At 56.5% G+C, this 16577-nt stretch carries 14 protein-coding genes, 1 tRNA gene and 1 other annotated feature; of the genes, 12 read left to right on the top strand and 3 right to left on the bottom strand.

What is annotated here, in order from left to right:
* Window positions 1-1143, bottom strand: coding sequence for a biotin transporter BioY (locus K8M09_RS00775; RefSeq protein WP_160788096.1), 1143 nt, complete (start codon window positions 1141-1143; stop codon window positions 1-3).
* A gap of 326 nt (window positions 1144-1469) precedes the next feature.
* On the opposite strand from K8M09_RS00775, the gene K8M09_RS00770 reads away from it, so the two are divergent.
* From K8M09_RS00770 to K8M09_RS00725, 10 genes are all read left to right on the top strand, one after another.
* Entirely contained in the window at window positions 1470-2429 is a 960-nt protein-coding gene (locus tag K8M09_RS00770) for an NAD(P)H-dependent flavin oxidoreductase (protein ID WP_160788095.1), read from the top strand.
* 128 nt (window positions 2430-2557) lie between these two features.
* Window positions 2558-2633 (top strand) — tRNA-Thr (locus K8M09_RS00765).
* 287 nt (window positions 2634-2920) lie between these two features.
* Window positions 2921-3229, top strand: a complete 309-nt coding sequence (locus K8M09_RS00760; protein ID WP_229342063.1) for a hypothetical protein — start codon at window positions 2921-2923, stop codon at window positions 3227-3229.
* A gap of 48 nt (window positions 3230-3277) precedes the next feature.
* A protein-coding gene (locus K8M09_RS00755) for an IS3 family transposase (protein WP_160788271.1) occupies window positions 3278-4467 on the top strand; the annotation gives its coding sequence in 2 pieces (ribosomal slippage) (window positions 3278-3530 and window positions 3530-4467; 1191 coding nt in all).
* A gap of 123 nt (window positions 4468-4590) precedes the next feature.
* Window positions 4591-4899 (top strand): hypothetical protein, encoded by a 309-nt coding sequence (locus K8M09_RS00750; protein ID WP_160788264.1) that lies wholly within the window; start codon window positions 4591-4593, stop codon window positions 4897-4899.
* An 84-nt stretch (window positions 4900-4983) separates the two neighbouring features.
* Window positions 4984-5196, top strand: a complete 213-nt coding sequence (locus K8M09_RS00745; RefSeq protein ID WP_160788265.1) for a helix-turn-helix transcriptional regulator — start codon at window positions 4984-4986, stop codon at window positions 5194-5196.
* Window positions 5186-5854: a hypothetical protein gene (locus K8M09_RS00740; RefSeq protein WP_160788266.1), complete on the top strand. Its 669-nt coding sequence runs from the start codon at window positions 5186-5188 to the stop codon at window positions 5852-5854. The genes K8M09_RS00745 and K8M09_RS00740 overlap by 11 nt, the downstream gene beginning before the upstream one ends.
* Before the next feature lie 151 nt (window positions 5855-6005).
* A protein-coding gene (locus K8M09_RS00735; RefSeq protein WP_160788269.1) for an IS3 family transposase occupies window positions 6006-7237 on the top strand; the annotation gives its coding sequence in 2 pieces (ribosomal slippage) (window positions 6006-6297 and window positions 6297-7237; 1233 coding nt in all).
* Window positions 6290-6406: a sequence feature (AL1L pseudoknot), on the top strand. (Overlaps the previous gene by 117 nt.)
* A gap of 288 nt (window positions 7238-7525) precedes the next feature.
* Entirely contained in the window at window positions 7526-8578 is a 1053-nt protein-coding gene (locus K8M09_RS00730; protein WP_160788215.1) for a hypothetical protein, read from the top strand.
* A gap of 428 nt (window positions 8579-9006) precedes the next feature.
* Window positions 9007-11040: a PHP domain-containing protein gene (locus K8M09_RS00725; RefSeq protein ID WP_160788216.1), complete on the top strand. Its 2034-nt coding sequence runs from the start codon at window positions 9007-9009 to the stop codon at window positions 11038-11040.
* A gap of 715 nt (window positions 11041-11755) precedes the next feature.
* Here the strand turns inward: K8M09_RS00725 and K8M09_RS00720 are convergent.
* Window positions 11756-12967 (bottom strand): IS256 family transposase, encoded by a 1212-nt coding sequence (locus K8M09_RS00720; RefSeq protein ID WP_160788268.1) that lies wholly within the window; start codon window positions 12965-12967, stop codon window positions 11756-11758.
* Between the two features lie 129 nt (window positions 12968-13096).
* The gene (locus K8M09_RS00715) at window positions 13097-14095 is read right to left on the bottom strand and encodes an OmpA family protein (RefSeq protein ID WP_229342061.1); all 999 of its coding nucleotides are present in this window, start codon (window positions 14093-14095) and stop codon (window positions 13097-13099) included.
* A gap of 162 nt (window positions 14096-14257) precedes the next feature.
* Between K8M09_RS00715 and K8M09_RS00710 the strand changes: the two genes are divergently transcribed.
* Together K8M09_RS00710 and istA are read left to right on the top strand one after the other, a co-directional pair.
* Complete coding sequence (locus K8M09_RS00710) at window positions 14258-14884, top strand: hypothetical protein (RefSeq protein WP_229342059.1); 627 nt, start codon at window positions 14258-14260, stop codon at window positions 14882-14884.
* Window positions 14885-15059: 175 nt separating this feature from the next.
* Complete coding sequence (istA, locus tag K8M09_RS00705; protein ID WP_137901995.1) at window positions 15060-16571, top strand: IS21 family transposase; 1512 nt, start codon at window positions 15060-15062, stop codon at window positions 16569-16571.
* The last annotated feature ends 6 nt before the right edge of the window (window positions 16572-16577 follow it).

Genomic DNA, 16577 nt, shown 5'->3' with positions numbered 1-16577 from the left:
TCACTCGCCGGGCAGGACGCGGACGTCGAAGAGGTTCACGCCGCCGTTTCCGCCGGTAATATCGCTGTTGAGCAGCAGGTGGCCGGCCTCGCTCGGCGAGAGCGAGCGGTCGAATTCCACCTGGAACAGGATGTCGGTGCGCTCCGACACCGTGAAGCGGTGACGCCCGCAGCCGCCCATGGTGGAGAAGTCGCATTCCACGGCGACCTGCACCGGCTTGTCGCCCGCCGACTGCACGGTGAGCGCGATCGTCGAGGTCTTGCCGCCCATCTCGCCGAGGATGTCCGGCGAAACCTCGATGCGCACCGCGCCGTCGCGATCCGGATTGGTCGAGGTCAGGCGGACGGCCGGGCCATCGCTTGTGCTGATGGATTCGAAGCGGCCCGCCGCGCCGGCAGAGAGCTTGTCCGTTTCGCCGGGAGAAAAGACCTTGCGCCAGTCGGCGGAAAAGCGGCTCTGGGTATCCAGCGCCTTCTTCAGCGGATCCTCGCCCGAAAAATCCTCGCCGGAAACGCGGGCGGGCGGCGTCGAATCGTCGGCATTCTGCAATTCCTGCAACAGCCCGCTCGTCTGCACCCACCAGGCGAGCGCACCGAAAGCGGCAATCAGGGTCGCAACGACAAGAAGGAAGGAGAACAGGCGGCCACGGCGCTTGCGGGCCTTGGCGACACGTTCGGGACGGAAATCGGCGGCCTTTTCGGCCGCAGCCGGCTTTTCCGCCGCCGATGCCGTCGAAGCGCCGGCGGCAAAGCCATCCTCCCGCTCCGGCCGGATGGCGCCGATATCCCCGGCCTCGGCAGGCCGGGCGGCCTCCATGCGCGGCTCCACATCGAGCGTCGGCTCAGGGCGTGCATCACGCTCGGCGCGCAGCACCGGCTCCGGCCGCACATCCACGGCCGGCTCCACGCGAACCGCGCGGTCGGCGGCGGCAAGCTGCGCCCGCTCCTCGGCCTCGATCTGGTGAATGGCGGCTTCCAGCCGTTGGCGCTGCGCGATAATCGTCGCGCGGTCGTGGATTTCCTGCTTGCGCAGGCCCGCCTCCAGCGCATTGCGCGCCGACTGGTAGATGCGCGCGCGAACTTCGGCATTGGCGCGTTCCGAGCGCGCCAGCGCGTTCCTGATTGCCGTTTCCAGTCCGCTCACATCCGACCCTTCTGCGGGAGCCGCCCAACGCCGCGGCCAAGATACATCTGTGGAAAGAGCCTTACTTTCCGGCTTTTGTTAGTTTTTGCGTAACGTTTGACGGGAATTTGCGCAAGCCTTCCGGCCGAAAGTGGCCGCGCTTGGCCGGGGATAAGCCGCCCGCCGGCAAACCCGTGGCCCGCCGCCCACGGAGCGCGCGGCAAGGAACCGCCGGAGCGAGACCGTCCGCCATCTGCATTCCCTGCCCTTGCACCCCTTTTCAGACGGGAATCCCGCTGCTATAGTTTTGACGTTTCCGTAAACGTCAAAAGACTGGACTTTCCGCCATGGCCCTGCCCGCGATCCTCAAGGACAACCTGCGTCTGCCCGTCGTCGGCGCGCCGCTCTTCATCGTCTCCCATCCCGCGCTGACCCTCGCACAATGCAAGGCCGGCGTCATCGGGGCCTTTCCGGCGCTGAACGCGCGCCCGGAAAGCCAGCTCGACGAATGGCTGGCGGAAATCACCGAGGGCCTTGCCGCGCACGACGCGAAGAACCCCGACCGCCCGGCCGCGCCCTTCGCCGTCAACCAGATCGTCCATCGCTCCAACAAGCGGCTGGAACACGACCTGATGATGTGCGTGAAATACAAGGTGCCGGTCGTCATCTCCTCGCTCGGCGCCGTGCCGGAAGTCAACGCCGCGATCCATTCCTACGGCGGCATCGTGCTGCACGACGTCATCAACAACCGCCATGCCAGCTCGGCGATCCGCAAGGGCGCGGACGGGCTGATCGCGGTCGCCGCCGGCGCCGGCGGCCATGCCGGCACACTCTCGCCCTTCGCGCTGATCCAGGAGATCCGCGAATGGTTCGACGGTCCCCTTCTCCTCTCCGGCGCCATCGCGACCGGCGGAGCGATCCTCGCCGCCCAGGCGATGGGTGCCGACATGGCCTATATCGGCTCGCCCTTCATCGCCACCAGCGAGGCGCGGGCGAGCGAGGCCTACAAGCAGATGATCGTCGACAGCGCCGCCGCCGACATCGTCTATTCCAACTATTTCACCGGCATTCACGGCAACTATCTGAAACCCTCCATCACCGCCGCCGGCATGGACCCCGAGCACCTGCCGGAAGCCGACCCGACGAAGATGGATTTCGAGCAGGCCGCGACCGGCGCCAAGGCCTGGAAGGACATCTGGGGCTGCGGCCAGGGCATCGGCGCGGTAAAATCCATCGGCCCGGTGGAGGACCTCGTCGCCCGCATGGAGCGCGAATACATCGCCGCCAAGGCCCGCATCACCGCCTGAACCGGCCCAATTCGCTGCACCGCACGGGAAAAATGCGGAAGTTTGAACTCCCCGCTTGAAATCTCCGTCCATTACGGTTATCAGCGCACCCATTCCGGCCCCGACACGCTTCGGGGCCGCCCAAAAGGGCCGCTTTAGCTCAGTCGGTAGAGCACATCATTCGTAATGATGGGGTCAGGTGTTCGAGTCACCTAAGCGGCACCATTTTCCTACAATTTTCACTGTAAAACCAACTACCTAGCGCAGATCCTGCTCGCGCAATCCCCCATTCCATCCCCCTTTCAATGCGGCGTACATGGCGTAGCGCTTTCAAGCGCCTATCAACAATGTGCAAACCCTCCAAGAAAACAGAATAAAAGGAAATCCATGTAAATTACCAAAAATGCAAACACATATAGACGAACCTTATTCCCATAACCCAATACATTGAAAATGTTAATTGCTTATGCCAAGATATAATTACACGTATTTTTACAGGAGACCGGTGTTCAATGCCCATATTCTCTGCACAAAAAAGCCCAAATACCTTGAATTGGCAAAATATTGGCGCCTATGAAATAAATTCCATATCAGACAATATTATCAATTCAATAATTTCAGAATTCAAAAGTACATTTCCAGAAAAATCCGGAATAATTCGTATTAGCAAAAAGAAGAAAGACAAACTTTATTCGGACTTAGGGTCCGTAATGGAGATATATTCGACTGGAATAATTGAAGAGATAAAATACAACAGCTCAAAAGAACACGAGGAATTTGAGAACACAATAGAAAATCTTTATATTATGACCTGCCACTGAGAATTTCCTCCAGAATGGATTAGAGTTCGGCCCATTGAGGACGGACTTATGAAGAAGCAGAGATTTACGGAAGAGCAGATTATTGGGGTGCTGAAGGAGCAGGAGGCGGGCGTTAAGGCCGCTGATCTTTGCCGCAAGCACGGGATTTCCGAGGCTACCTTTTACAACTGGAAGGCCAAATACGGCGGCATGGAGGTGTCGGAGGCCAAACGTTTGAAGGCGCTTGAGGACGAGAATGCCAAGCTCAAGAAACTGCTGGCCGAGCAGATGTTGGATGTTGCCGCTCTTCGTGAGCTTCTCGGAAAAAAATGGTAGGGCCTGCCGCCAAGCGTGAAGCCGTCGCGCATCTGAAGGTCACAATGGGGCTTTCGGAACGGCGGGCCTGCCAGATCATATCTGCCGACCGAAAGACGATCCGCTATCGATCCACACGACCGCCGGAGATCGAGCTGCGAGCGAAGTTGCGCGATCTGGCCAAGGAGCGTCGCCGGTTCGGCTATCGTCGATTGTTCATCTTGCTTCGACGAGACGGAGAGCCGTCCGGTGTCAATCGCATCTACCGGCTCTACCGCGAGGAAGGTCTTTCCGTGCGCAAGCGGAAAGCCAGGCGTCGTGCTGTTGGCACGCGTGCGCCGATCCTCGTCGTAGCAAAGGCCAATGCCCGCTGGTCTCTGGATTTCGTCCACGATCAATTCGCTTGCGGCAGGCGCTTCCGCATCCTCAATGTGGTTGACGACGTCACGCGCGAATGCCTGGCAGCGATCCCGGATACATCGATCTCCGGTCGCCGCGTCGCGCGAGAACTGACGACGCTTATCGAGCGACGAGGCAAGCCGGGCATGATTGTCTCAGACAACGGGACAGAACTGACCTCGAATGCCATCCTCGCCTGGTCGAAGGATCACAAGGTCGAGTGGCACTACATCGCACCGGGAAAGCCAATGCAAAACGGCTATGTCGAGAGCTTCAACGGCCGCATGCGCGATGAGTTGCTCAACGAGAGCCTGTTCTTCGGTCTTGATCATGCCCGTAGCGCCATTGCGGAATGGGCCGACGACTACAACAATTTCCGGCCGCACTCATCGCTCGGCTACCAGACCCCAGCGGACTATGCAGGGATCATCGCCACAACCGGCTCCAACGCTACGCAATATGGAAGCTTCGCATTTCCGCCGGTTGCTACCACCGCGCCATGTGGCGTATCAAAAACCGCCGAGGCTCTAATCGCAGCCGGATGAAACTTCAGTGGCAGGTCAATTATACTTGAGGCATCTCTTAATATACAAGAAGACCATATATACCATTTCGAAAGCTATTGCCGAAAGACCCCAGACGACCATTTCCTCTCGGATAAGGGGAAAATGGAGATACTTCAATTTATAGCACATCTCGAGATGATTATTAAAAAACCACGTGGAAGGCGATCAAACTTCGCAGTAAATTGCGCAGCAGAATTCTGTATTGTTTTAATAGAAAATTTTCTTGATATTAAATTTCCAAAAACAATAGGCTCAAATAACAATGAAATGAGCACAAATGAATCTTATATGGTCGGGTTTATACTGAAATCATTAGAAAAAGACATCACAAACAGCATGGTTCATACTGCCCTTAAGCATGCCGTTCGCTGGCGAAAAAAACTCACATCAAAAGGCGATTTTGACACCTAAAACGGAATTAGGCGCTTGTGGCACGATAGGCGGCGAAGTGTATTTATAGAGACCTCCAATCAGAGAAACTCAACGGAGGTCAAAATGGAGAATAAGATCAACCGCTTGTTGCGGCTCAAGGAAATTATCGCCCCCAAAGGCCCAATCCCAATCAGCCGTTCTAGCTGGCTCAAAAAAGTCGGCACGGGTGAATACCCGCGCCCCGTGAAGCTCGGGCCGAGGACGACGGTGTGGCGTGAGCAAGACATAGTAGCCCTCATCCGTCGCCTCGAAACGGAGGCAGGTCATGACGTCTAAATCGACACTGAAGCAGCGTTCCGAAAGATCCTGCGTCGCCAAGCTACTCAAAATCAGGGCGAAACTTGCCACGGTGGGCACATTGGAGGCACCCCAATCCCGTAAGTACGCAGTAAAAATCTATCGCATCGTATCGCGCCTTTCATCCGACATCGATGAATGGCAGACGTTTTGCGAACACCCAGAGTGGGCGAGCGAAAAGCGAAAGCCGCAGCCCGGGAAGCACAAAGGGGACCCCCCACTAAGGTTTGCGATCAAATTCGCCGTCGGCTTTGGGCCGAATGCGAGCGGAAGCTGGGTCCGCACGTTTAACGGTTTGCTGCTCGGCGCCTGGAGCGAACGGCTCGTTTCGGCGAAAGTCGACGAGCACGTTAAGGGTATACAGGAAGACAAGCACACCAAAGCAGCAGCGGCTAGAGACAAGCGTCGTGAAAACTCGACACAGACCGTCAAGTTGACGCCCAGCCGGTTCTCCAAACCATTGCTCGCGAAGGAAGGAGAGCATTATGTGAAGGCGGAACTGAAGATTACCGTTCAATCGGGGCAGAAGACAGTGTTCGAAATAGCTGGCCTTGGTAGGAAAGCTCTCAAGAGCTTCGGCCTCCTAAAACTCGAAAAACCGAAACCCGCTAAGAAGCCTACCTCGGCGGGCAAGTGAGTGTGTAGTACACACCTTACCACCCAGCCCTGACCAGTTATCGAAAACACAAACATTGCAGCAGGTGAGCCCCCTCACTTGAACAGGGAAGGCTTGCCTGCTGAACCGCCCCGGCTTTGCCGGAGACCCCAACTCGTGAGAAGTAGGGTCTATGACAAGCAAGACGACGAACAAATTTTCTTCTGAAGTCCGCGCCCGCGCCGTTCGAATGGTGGCCGATCATGAAGCCGAACATCCTTCCCGGTGGGCGGCTGTATCTTCCATAGCGGCCAAGATCGGTTGCTCGGCGCATACGCTCAATGAATGGGTGAAGAAGGCCGAGGTCGACAGCGGCAAGCGTGCAGGTTTGCCGAGTGACGTGGCGGAGAAGATAAAGGCTTTGGAGCGGGAGAACCGGGAGCTTCGTCAGGCGAATGAGATTTTACGCAAGGCCTCTGCGTATTTTGCCCAGGCGGAGCTCGACCGCCCACTGAAGCGATGATTTCCTTCATCGATGCACACCGCTCGGTGCTCGGGGTCGAGCCGATCTGCAGGCTGCTGCCGATTGCCCCGTCCACCTACTATGAGGTCGTTGCCAAACGCACGGACGTGGACCGCCTATCGGCCCGCACCCGACGCGACATGGCCCTGAAGATCGAGATACGCCGGGTGTTCAACGAGAACTTCCAGGTCTATGGCGTGCGCAAAGTCTGGCGGCAGTTGCAGCGAGAAGGTTACGACGTTGCCCGCTGCACCGTCGCTCGGCTTATGAGAATGATGGGGCTTCAAGGCGTCATTCGCGGCAAGCCAGTCAAAACCACCGTGTCGGACAAGTCCGCTCCATGCCCGCTAGACCGGGTGAACCGACAGTTCTTCGCTCCCGCGCCGAACATGCTGTGGTTATCCGATTTCACCTATGTCGCGACTTGGCAGGGCTTCGTTTACGTGGCCTTCGTCATTGATGCCTTCGCTCGCCGTATCGTGGGTTGGCGGGCAAGCCGGGCGGCCCATGCGGGCTTTTTGCTTGATGCCCTCGACCAGGCGCTTCATGATCGGCGGCCCGTCAAACGCAGTGGGCTGGTTCATCATTCCGACCGCGGCTCGCAATACGTATCCATTCGCTATTCCGAACGGCTGGCGGAGGCAGGCATCGAGCCGTCTGTCGGAAGCGTTGGTGATAGTTACGACAATGCTCTCGCCGAAACGATCAACGGTCTTTACAAGGCCGAGGTCATCCATCGGCGAGGACCATGGCGCAACTTCGAAGCCGTGGAGTTCGCCACGCTCGAATGGGTCGATTGGTTCAACAACCGCCGCCTTCTGGAGCCCATCGGCAACATACCGCCAGCCGAGGCCGAAGAACGATACTACGCCATGCTGGACGCACCAGCCATGGCCGCATAACTTAAGCCAAACGGTCTCCGGTAAAGCCGGGGCGGTTCAATGAGCAGTTACCGACGGGGCCACTGCATCCCATGTCGGTATATTGTTGCTGTGGACATTTATGTTTTCGTGCATTGAGGTTCCTGGCGTGTATGGCATCGATCCTTGTGGATGCCGCGGCGGTACTGATCGTGGAGCAGATAAGGTACGTCCGCTTTCACACTCGGCACACGCTACGAAGCGTATTGGCCAGGACCCGTTTCCTCAGTGGCGGGCCGATCAGCGCGGAACAGTTAAAGGTGTAAAGCAATGCTCTATAAGTCACTGATTTCCATATACGGTTCATCGATTGCGGGAAAATCAATACCTGTAGAGGACGTGGTCTGGCGCTTTGCACCGTCTGAAAATCTTAAGCATTTTCGGGAGTACGCGGTCGATGCGTTATGTCAGGCAAAGGTGTACCTTCTCGATCATTTGGCTGCCGCCTATGCGGATACGCTTCATGAGGCTGTCACCGAGAACGCAGGCGAAGGGAACCCACCCGCTCTCGCCATCCTCGGGGAGGTCAAGCTCCCGTCTCCAGTTGTCTGGGTGGAGTTCGATGATCGGGCCCTAAGTATAGCCCGTTTTGAGCGCGGTTCGGCTTTCGCGAGGTTTGATGACAACCCCATAGGCAAAGGGCTACGTGGTTACCTGCTTGACGGCCGAAATACGGATTGTGTGCGCGTGACTATGTTTCACAAGCGCTTGGAGAAAGGAATCGTCGATCCTCTATGTGCCCTGATAGTCAGGCGGAGCGCGTCTGGCACTCTGGACTATGACAACATCGAAGTCGACCTGAGCCAATCCATGGTCGAGTTTTACATGCGAACGGGTGCATCGCCGGAAAAGATCACCGGGATGCGCACCGTGCAAGTGGTTGAAACGGGTTCCGATCTGTTCATTCCTTACGCCCTATTTGCCATGCTAGTGTCCCCGGATCTGGGCGGAATCATTCCAACGGAGACCACGACGTTCACCCAGAAGGACATCAAGACCGCCCGGAAGTTCGGCAAGCCGTGGATCCTTGGCGCCCAAAAGTCTCATCTGACGATCCGGATCGGCCCGCAGGCTGCTGCGCACATGGCAGAGAGGACCGCTCGACTTGAATTCCAGCGACAGGTGATCGACACACGGAATGGACCCGCACGTCACTGGGTGTCCGAGCATGAAAGGCACTATCGCAGTGGCAAAGTCGCCCTCGTCAAAGGGCATCATCGAGGTCATGAACCTGCACGGAATTTACCGACGCGGGTTATGGGGCCGAGACTCGATGAAACCAGCTTTGAGTTTCCAGCCAAAGAGCTGCCAATTCATGACTGATATGGCATATTTGGCCTCCTCCTGACACCTCCAGGTCGCTCGCGGCCCGCACGCTCCGGGAAAGGCCCCACCAATCGACGTGGAGGGAACCGTAAGCTGGGCAAAACTGGGGGCGAGGTCAGCGGACGTGACCGCAAAGCGCCTTAAAGTAGGACGTAAAGGCAAGCTGGTGAGATGCTCAAAAGCGGCCATACCTATGAAGCGTCGTCATGGCGCGTGTGCGCAACGAACGGACATTCACTCTACGACAGGTCCTGCCCAATTAGGACCCTCTCGTCACCGACAGGTTCTAGGTTACCGACGGACAGAAATGGATATTCGTAATAGCGGAGCACTAGGTTGCCTCGCAGAAAAAAGTGCAACTAACTCGTATGGTTTCCTCCTTCCGAGTCCGATATTAGATTGTTGCGGGATGGAGGGGTGTTAGCTTGAAAAAAATAGATTTACACATCCACACAAAGACTAGCTCTCAGGATAAAGATTTTGTTTTCAGCGAAGACAATCTCAAGCGCTATGTGCGCGATGCTGAAATAGACTGCATTGCGATCACAAACCACAATCTATTCGACAGGGCGCAATTCGAGAAAATCACGTCTATTCTGGATATTCTGGTTCTTCCAGGAATAGAAATTGATGTTGAAAAATGTCATATCTTGGTCTTGGGCGACGGACGGAATTTAGATGCATTCGCTCATGCATGCGATTTGGTCGAGCAAAGATGGAAAGAGACCGGATCGCCGCAGCGATATGAAGACTTCAAGTCTATTCTGGGCGACCTCCGACAATATATCATTATTCCACATTATCTGAAGGACCCGGGTATAAGTCCTGAAACATTGGAGAAGTTCGAAGGTCATATTCATTGCGGCGAAGTCAGTAGCCCTAAAAAATTCATGGCTTGCCACAAAGACCCCGAAATGCTCGTCCCAGTGTTTTTCAGCGACTGCCGAATTAGTGACGGTCTTTCCAATCTCCCTACCAAACAGACATATGTTGATTGTGAGGAAATAACGTTCGGCACCCTTCGGCAAGTCTTAAAGGACAGAGATAAGGTATCTTTGTCGAGCAGTGGCGGGAACAGTCACTTCCAGATATTTCCCGACGGACAGAAACTTTCAACTGGACTGAATGTGGTGCTGGGGGATCGCTCTTCCGGAAAGTCTTATACACTTCAAAAAATTTGCGAGTGGTTTGGACCGGAGAACACTAGATATATACGCCAGTTCGACCTTGTTGCTCGCGATGAAGTCGAAGATGAAAGAAAATTCAAAGATTTTCTTAGTGCGAAAACAAGCCTTTTCTCTAGGGAATATCTGGCAGACCTGCAAGATGCGGTTGGCCACATGCTCGAAATCGACTTAAAGTCGGACTTGGACTCCGTGGAAAAGTACGTGTCCTCCTTGTTGACTTATGCACGGGACACAAGTCGGCACGACGCATTCTCAAAAGCTACCATTTACAACGAGGAACCATTTCAACAGAAAAACCTAACTGGCCTGGAAACGCTAATACAGTCCACAAAGCGCCTCGTCAGCAACGTTGAGTATAGATCAATAATTGATAAGCACATCCCGGTGGACGCACTCCGAGCGCTGTACGTCGAACTGATGATTGCTCACGGAGCCCAGACTCAGGCGAACCTAAAAAGGGACTGGGTTAACAGTGCTATTCAAGACATCAAAGCGAAGCTTCAGAGGAAGTCATCTACGACAAGTGTTACGAACGTTGATCTTCTGAGAGTTGCAACTAACAAGAGGGCTGTAGCCAAATTCGAAGAACTGGTGAAAGCTGCTCGCAAACCGAAGATGCCGCTTCGCAAGAAGAAAGGTAGTTTTGAGATTGTTGCGCAGGTTGGCCCATTTAATGGGAGTGGTGAACTAAAAGACCTTTCCAGATCGCAAAAAGGCTTCAGTGCCGCCTTCAAAAAATATGATAAGCCCTATGAATTCCTACAAGAGCTGCGAAATATCGGCTCACCAGTTGAAGCTGCTGACTTCAGCAGATACCTAGTCAAGGTTGAGTATAAAATTCTGAACAGAGATGGACTTGTTGCATCTGGAGGAGAACGATCGGAATTTTTCTTGCTGGACCAGATAGAGGGGGCGAATTCCGCAGATGTCCTGCTCATAGATGAGCCAGAATCGTCATTTGACAACCATTTTCTGAAGTCTGAAGTCAATGAAATTATAAAAGAAATGTCTAGGAAGATGCCCGTCGTCGTAGTCACGCACAATAACACTGTAGGCGTTTCAATTCGCCCTGATTACCTCCTATATACTCAGAAAAAAGTAGATGGCGCGGAGATCCAGTGGCGAGTTTTTTCCGGCCCACCAACGAGCAAGAGACTTGTCTCTACAGATGGGTCCGAACTGCCGACCCGAGACATACTTCTCGGAAATCTGGAGGCCGGGATGAAAACTTACGAAGAACGGAGTGCGACTTATGAAGATCTTAAAGATTGAAGATGGATGCGGATATTTTCAAGTGGATACGTCGGTCGAGTGGCGCAAAATAGACGAAATTGACAAAGATGGACTGCTTTCACTACTGGATTTATTTCTCGATGCGGAAGTCCAAATGGATGTCCCTGACGAGAGCAATCTGCATAACGAAGTTCATAGGATCGTATACACTCACATTTTTCAGAAGCTATCATCGCTCTCTGAGAGTAAATCCTCCTTCAAAGACGACAGTGAACGGCTTTATTTCGATGAGATTAACAAGTACGCGTCTTGATGCTTTATCTCCATAGCTCATCCGTCAGTTCCCGCCTGAACAATGAATTTTCAAATGTCGGGCCCAAACAGATAGACCTTCAAAGACGGATTAGGGCCGAACGCGGACCGGGTAATCGCATGCGTGGATGTCCGCTTCGCCGTTCGGCATACAGTCACCGGACAGTCCCCTCTCGGCCCCAAAGCGGCCATGTGAGCGCCGGCATGTGTAACCTCGACCTTTAGGCCTAAGGCTGCCCTGTCACAAATAGCCGACGTCGACCCAGATGTGACAGCGGCGAGCGTAACGCCGAAACCGTCACGTGAGGGCATACCTCATTGTGACGGGCGTCGTGATGGTCATACGCCGTGGCTTTGCATTATTGAAGCTTGAGTTCAACACGTCGATTGATAGCGTCCGTCAAGTTGGTGTAATTTCGGGTGTAGGACCGGGCCGTCATGATCAGGCGGCTCTGGGTGTAATCTGAAGTGTAGTTTCCTCTTCGATTGTTGGTGGGTTTAGCTCGGCCATTGCCTCGACCTGCATGTATCGGCTCAGGAGCTGCCATTCGTCGTTGGCTTCGAGCAGAACCGCGCCGATGAGGCGAACGATGCTGTCCTCGTTGGGGAAGATGCCGACGACATCGGCACGGCGCTTGACCTCCTTGTTGAGGCGTTCGAGTGGATTCGTTGAATGTAATTTCGTGCGGTGCTGGGCGGGGAAGGCCATGTAGGCCAGCACGTCGGCTTCGGCATTGTCCATGAAGGTACCGAGCTTGGGCCATCTGGCGCGGAGCTGGTCGGCGACATGCCGCCAGGTCTGCACGGCATTGTCATGGTCGGGCTGGATGAAAGCCTGACGGATCGCGGCGGCGACCATGGTGTGCTGGCCCTTGGGAACGTAGGCCAGCGCATTGCGTGTCGCATGAACACGGCAGCGCTGCCATGTCGCGCTGAGGATACGGGTAATGGCCGCTTTCAGCCCTTCATGGGCATCGGAGATGACCAGCTTGACGCCGGTGAGGCCTCGGCGGACCAGATCACGCAGGAAGCTCGTCCAGAACGGCTCGGCTTCGGAGGGGCCGATGTGCAGGCCGACAATCTCCCTCTTCCCGTCCGTGTTGACCGCCACCGCGATTATCGCCGCCACCGACACGATGCGACCGCCCTCACGCACCTTCAGATAGGTGGCGTCGAGCCAGAGGTATGGCCAGTCACCGGAAAGGGGGCGCTTGAGGAAGGCGTTCACCCGCTCGTCGATATCCTTGCACAGCTTGGAGACGGAGGATTTGGAGATGCCGGTCATGCCCATGGCCTGCACCAGCTCATCGACCTTGCGCGTCGAGACGCCGTTGATCCACGCCTCCTGGATCACGGCCACCAGCGCCTTCTCCACCATCTTCCTCGGCTCCAGAAAGCCGGGAAAGTAGGCTCCCTGTCGCATCTTCGGTATCTTCAGGTTCAGCGTGCCGAGCCGGGTGTCGAGCGAGCGGTCGCGGTAGCCGTTGCGCCATGTCTGGCGGCTGTCGCCACGTTCATAGCGCCCAGCGCCGATCAGGCCATCAACATCGGCTTCCATGATCAGTTGCAGCACGCTTTCGGCAATCGTGCGCAGAAAATCGCTATCGCCACTCTTCGCGGCAAGCTCGGAAAGAGCTAATCTGTCGTCGGTCATCGGGGTTCCTTTCGGCTGGTTGAAGCTTTGCAACTCCACCTTCTCCGACAGGCCCGGTGCCCACCTTGCGCTCAACGAATTCGGCAGCTCATTCTCCACCGCCGTTTCCACCTCAATGCGCCTCCGAAATTACACCACGTGCGCGGACGCTACCCGTCGATTTTTCGCCTTTCCGCTCTCGCTGCTATTCGGGGCGACAGGTTCGCTAAGGCCTTTGCCTGCTGAAGACAAGCGGTCGCTCTCTATGTCGAACCCTTCCGCAAGCGCCCGAACAACGGAGGCAGCGCGCCGCTTGGACAGGTCGAGATTATAGTCGCGCCCACCATCGGAATCGGTGTGCCCAACGATTTGCAGCTTCATCGAAGGGTCCTCACGCATCATCATCGCAATTTCATGAAGCTGGTCCCGCGAGAGAGGCAGGAGAATATCGCTGCCAACGTCGAAAAGCAGATTATCGAGCGACACAGTCTGGTTTTGTTTCAACTCATCCCGCAGCGAGGATGCCGCCGTGATCGAAGCGGACGCGCCCGTCATGATGCTCTTCGTTATCGCCACAACGCCCTTGGCGGGTGAATCGGCAAGCGAAACGGCCACATGAGTTATGTTCTCGCCGCTGCCTTTTGTTGCATAGATGTACCGGGCGCTGGACGTGTTGAAGTAATTGCGCACATAGGACATCGTGTGTTTGTCAAGGGCCGGCATGTCGCGCGGGGTATCAAGCAGAAGACCAAGATACACACCAGACACAGGCTTGGCATCGAGGAAACAAGTCCCCTTATCGGTCACGCAGGAAAAGCCGATCTCATAACCGGCCTCCTTCAGGCTGGCCTCGTATTCACGCTGGATCTGCAGGGCGCTTACACCGGGCTGGAAACGATAGTAGGCATAGACGAGCTTGCCTTCCACCAGCTCCCAATTGTCACCTTGCGTCGCTTTGTTTATGGCGTCGGAAACGGGGCCGGTGATGAACCACGTCTCGTCATAATCGACGATGCGGGGCGAGTTCGCTTCCGGCGTGGCAATCTTGAAAAAATCGAGAGCGACGGGCAAGTCGGTAGAGGCTTTCGTTTCGGCAAGCAAGCCGGAAGCGACGATCATTGCAAGCGCGGCGGCGGTCACTCGTTTCATGTTGATTTCCCAAAGTGATTTTTAGATTGAACTTCAAGAGTTTCCCGGAAGGTGCCATGCTCGGGGCAATCTGGCTTCCACCATTTGGTGGAGGCTTCGCACATGCCAGCCTGAATCGAGGCAGGCACTGCGGCGGAGTAGTATCGGCTTGAAAGGTGAGGAATGATTTCTCCAGCAAAATTGTCCGCATTGATCGGTGACATCTACGCATGCACGCTCAAGCCTGCACATTGGCCGGAGGCAATGAGGGCCATTTGCCGGGAACTCGATCTAAGCACGGGTGTCATCAGCGTCATTTCGCTCGAAGACGGGCAACCCGTGCTGGCGGCAGCCACGGGCTTCGAGCAGCCTTGGCTTGAGAAGGTATTCTTCTATTCTCAGGAGCTGCTCGACATTTGGGGTGGTGAGCCAATCATCCGCAACTTACCGCTCGATGAACCGGCGGTGCTTTCAGACGTAAACCCCTCTGCCATCGCCGACGAGACGGCTCACCCTTTTCACGTCTCCTTCCATCAACCGCAAGGCATCGTCGATGCGATTGCCGTTGGCCTGACACGCGACGGGGCGTCCATCGGGTCCATCGGCTTCAACCGCCATCGTGACTTCGGGCTGATCGGCAAGCGTGAGATAGAGGTCATGCGCCTCCTGCTTCCACATTTGCAGCGCGCGGCCACGATCACGCGGGTTATCGACGGCCATATGAGCGCTGCCGCCGATTTCCGCTCCGTGTTGAAAAGCTTGAATGTTCCGATCATGCTGGTAACGACGGACCTGCGGATTCCGACGTGAAGCCGGCCGGCATTCCGATCAATATCCGGCCACCGTTCCGATTTGAAGCCGGCCACGATTCCAATCAATTACCGGCCGGATTTCGGCACTAACGATCCCCTCTGGGTCAGCAACTTTGGCATCAAGCCTCCCGGTACACGAGGAGATTTTGATGCCGGCGAAGAGAAGGCTGACCATGAGACAATTACGACAGATGCTCCGGCTTGCCGGAAGTGGAACAAGTAGCCGCGAGATCGCGGTGATGCTCGGCGTTGCACGCAGCACCGTGCAGGATAATCTGAAGCGAGCAGCCATGGCGGGGCTGACCTGGCCATTGCCCGGAGAACTGACCGACGATGCGCTGGAGCATCGGCTTTTCGCCCGCGCCGGGGTCAAGCAGGGCCAACGGCGACGCCAGGAGCCTGATTGGGCTGAGCTCTCCATCGAGCTGAAGAAGCCGGGCGTCACGCTGCTGATCCTCTGGGAGGAATATCGCAGCGTCCATCCCGACGGATACGGCTATAGCCGCTTCTGCGAACTGTTCCGCGGCTTCGAGCAGCGCCTGTCGCCGACGATGCGCCAGGAGCATGCCGCTGGCGACAAGGCCTTCGTGGACTATTCCGGCAAGAGGGTGCCGATCATCGATCGCAAGACCGGCGAGGTTCGCGAGGCGGAACTGTTCGTCGGCGTGCTCGGCGCGTCGAGCTATACGTTCGCCGAGGCGACCTGGACCCAGACGCTCCCGGATTGGATCGGCTCGCACGTGCGCATGTTCGCCTTCTTCGGTGGCGTGCCCCGGCTGATCGTGCCGGACAACCTGAAGTCTGGCGTCAACCGCGCCAGCTTCCATGATCCCGAGATCAACCGCAGCTACGGCATGATGGCGTCCCACTACGGCGTCGGCGTCCTACCGGCCCGGCCACGCCGCCCGAAGGACAAGGCGAAGGTCGAGAACGCCGTGCGCTTTGCCCAGAGCTGCATTCTCGGACGCCTGCGCAAGCAGACCTTCTTCTCGCTCGCCGAGGCCAATGCCGCGATCGCCGAGGTGCTCGCGCGCATCAACGATCATGTCATGCGCCGGCTTGGCGTCAGCCGCCGGCACCTCTTCGAGACGGTCGAACGCCCGGCACTCGCAAGCCTGCCCATCGAAGACTACGAATTCGCCGAATGGCGCTTGGCGCGGGTCTCGACGGATTACCACGTCGAGTGCAAGAGCTTCTTCTATTCCGTCCCGCATGCCCTCATCCGCCAGCAGGTCGATATCCGGGCAACCGCCCGGATGATCGAGATATTCCATCGCGGCAAACGCGTTGCTGTGCATCAGCGCCGCTATGGCGGGCCGCGCTATGGAACAGACCCCGCTCACATGCCGAGCTCTCACCGCCGCTACGCCGAATGGACGCCGGAGCGCTTCCGGCGCTGGGGCGCGTCCATCGGTCCGCAGACCGAAGGGCTGATCATCGCCATCCTCGCCAGCCGGCCGCATCCGGAACAAGGTTTCAGAACATGCCTCGGCATCCTGCGCCTTTATCGCGACATCGGCCATGAGCGCGCCGAGGCCGTTTCGTCGCGCGCCGTCGAGATCGGCGGCCTGACCTGCAAGACCATTGCCTCGCTCATCGCCACCCACAAGGGCGCAAGGCATTCCACCGAACCTACCGCCGTCATGGAACACGCCAATCTGCGTGGCCCCGGCTACTTTCATTGAGGAGAC

This window comes from Shinella zoogloeoides (assembly GCF_020883495.1).
Taxonomy (GTDB): domain Bacteria; phylum Pseudomonadota; class Alphaproteobacteria; order Rhizobiales; family Rhizobiaceae; genus Shinella; species Shinella zoogloeoides.
This window is presented reverse-complemented; position numbering and strand designations above follow the sequence as displayed.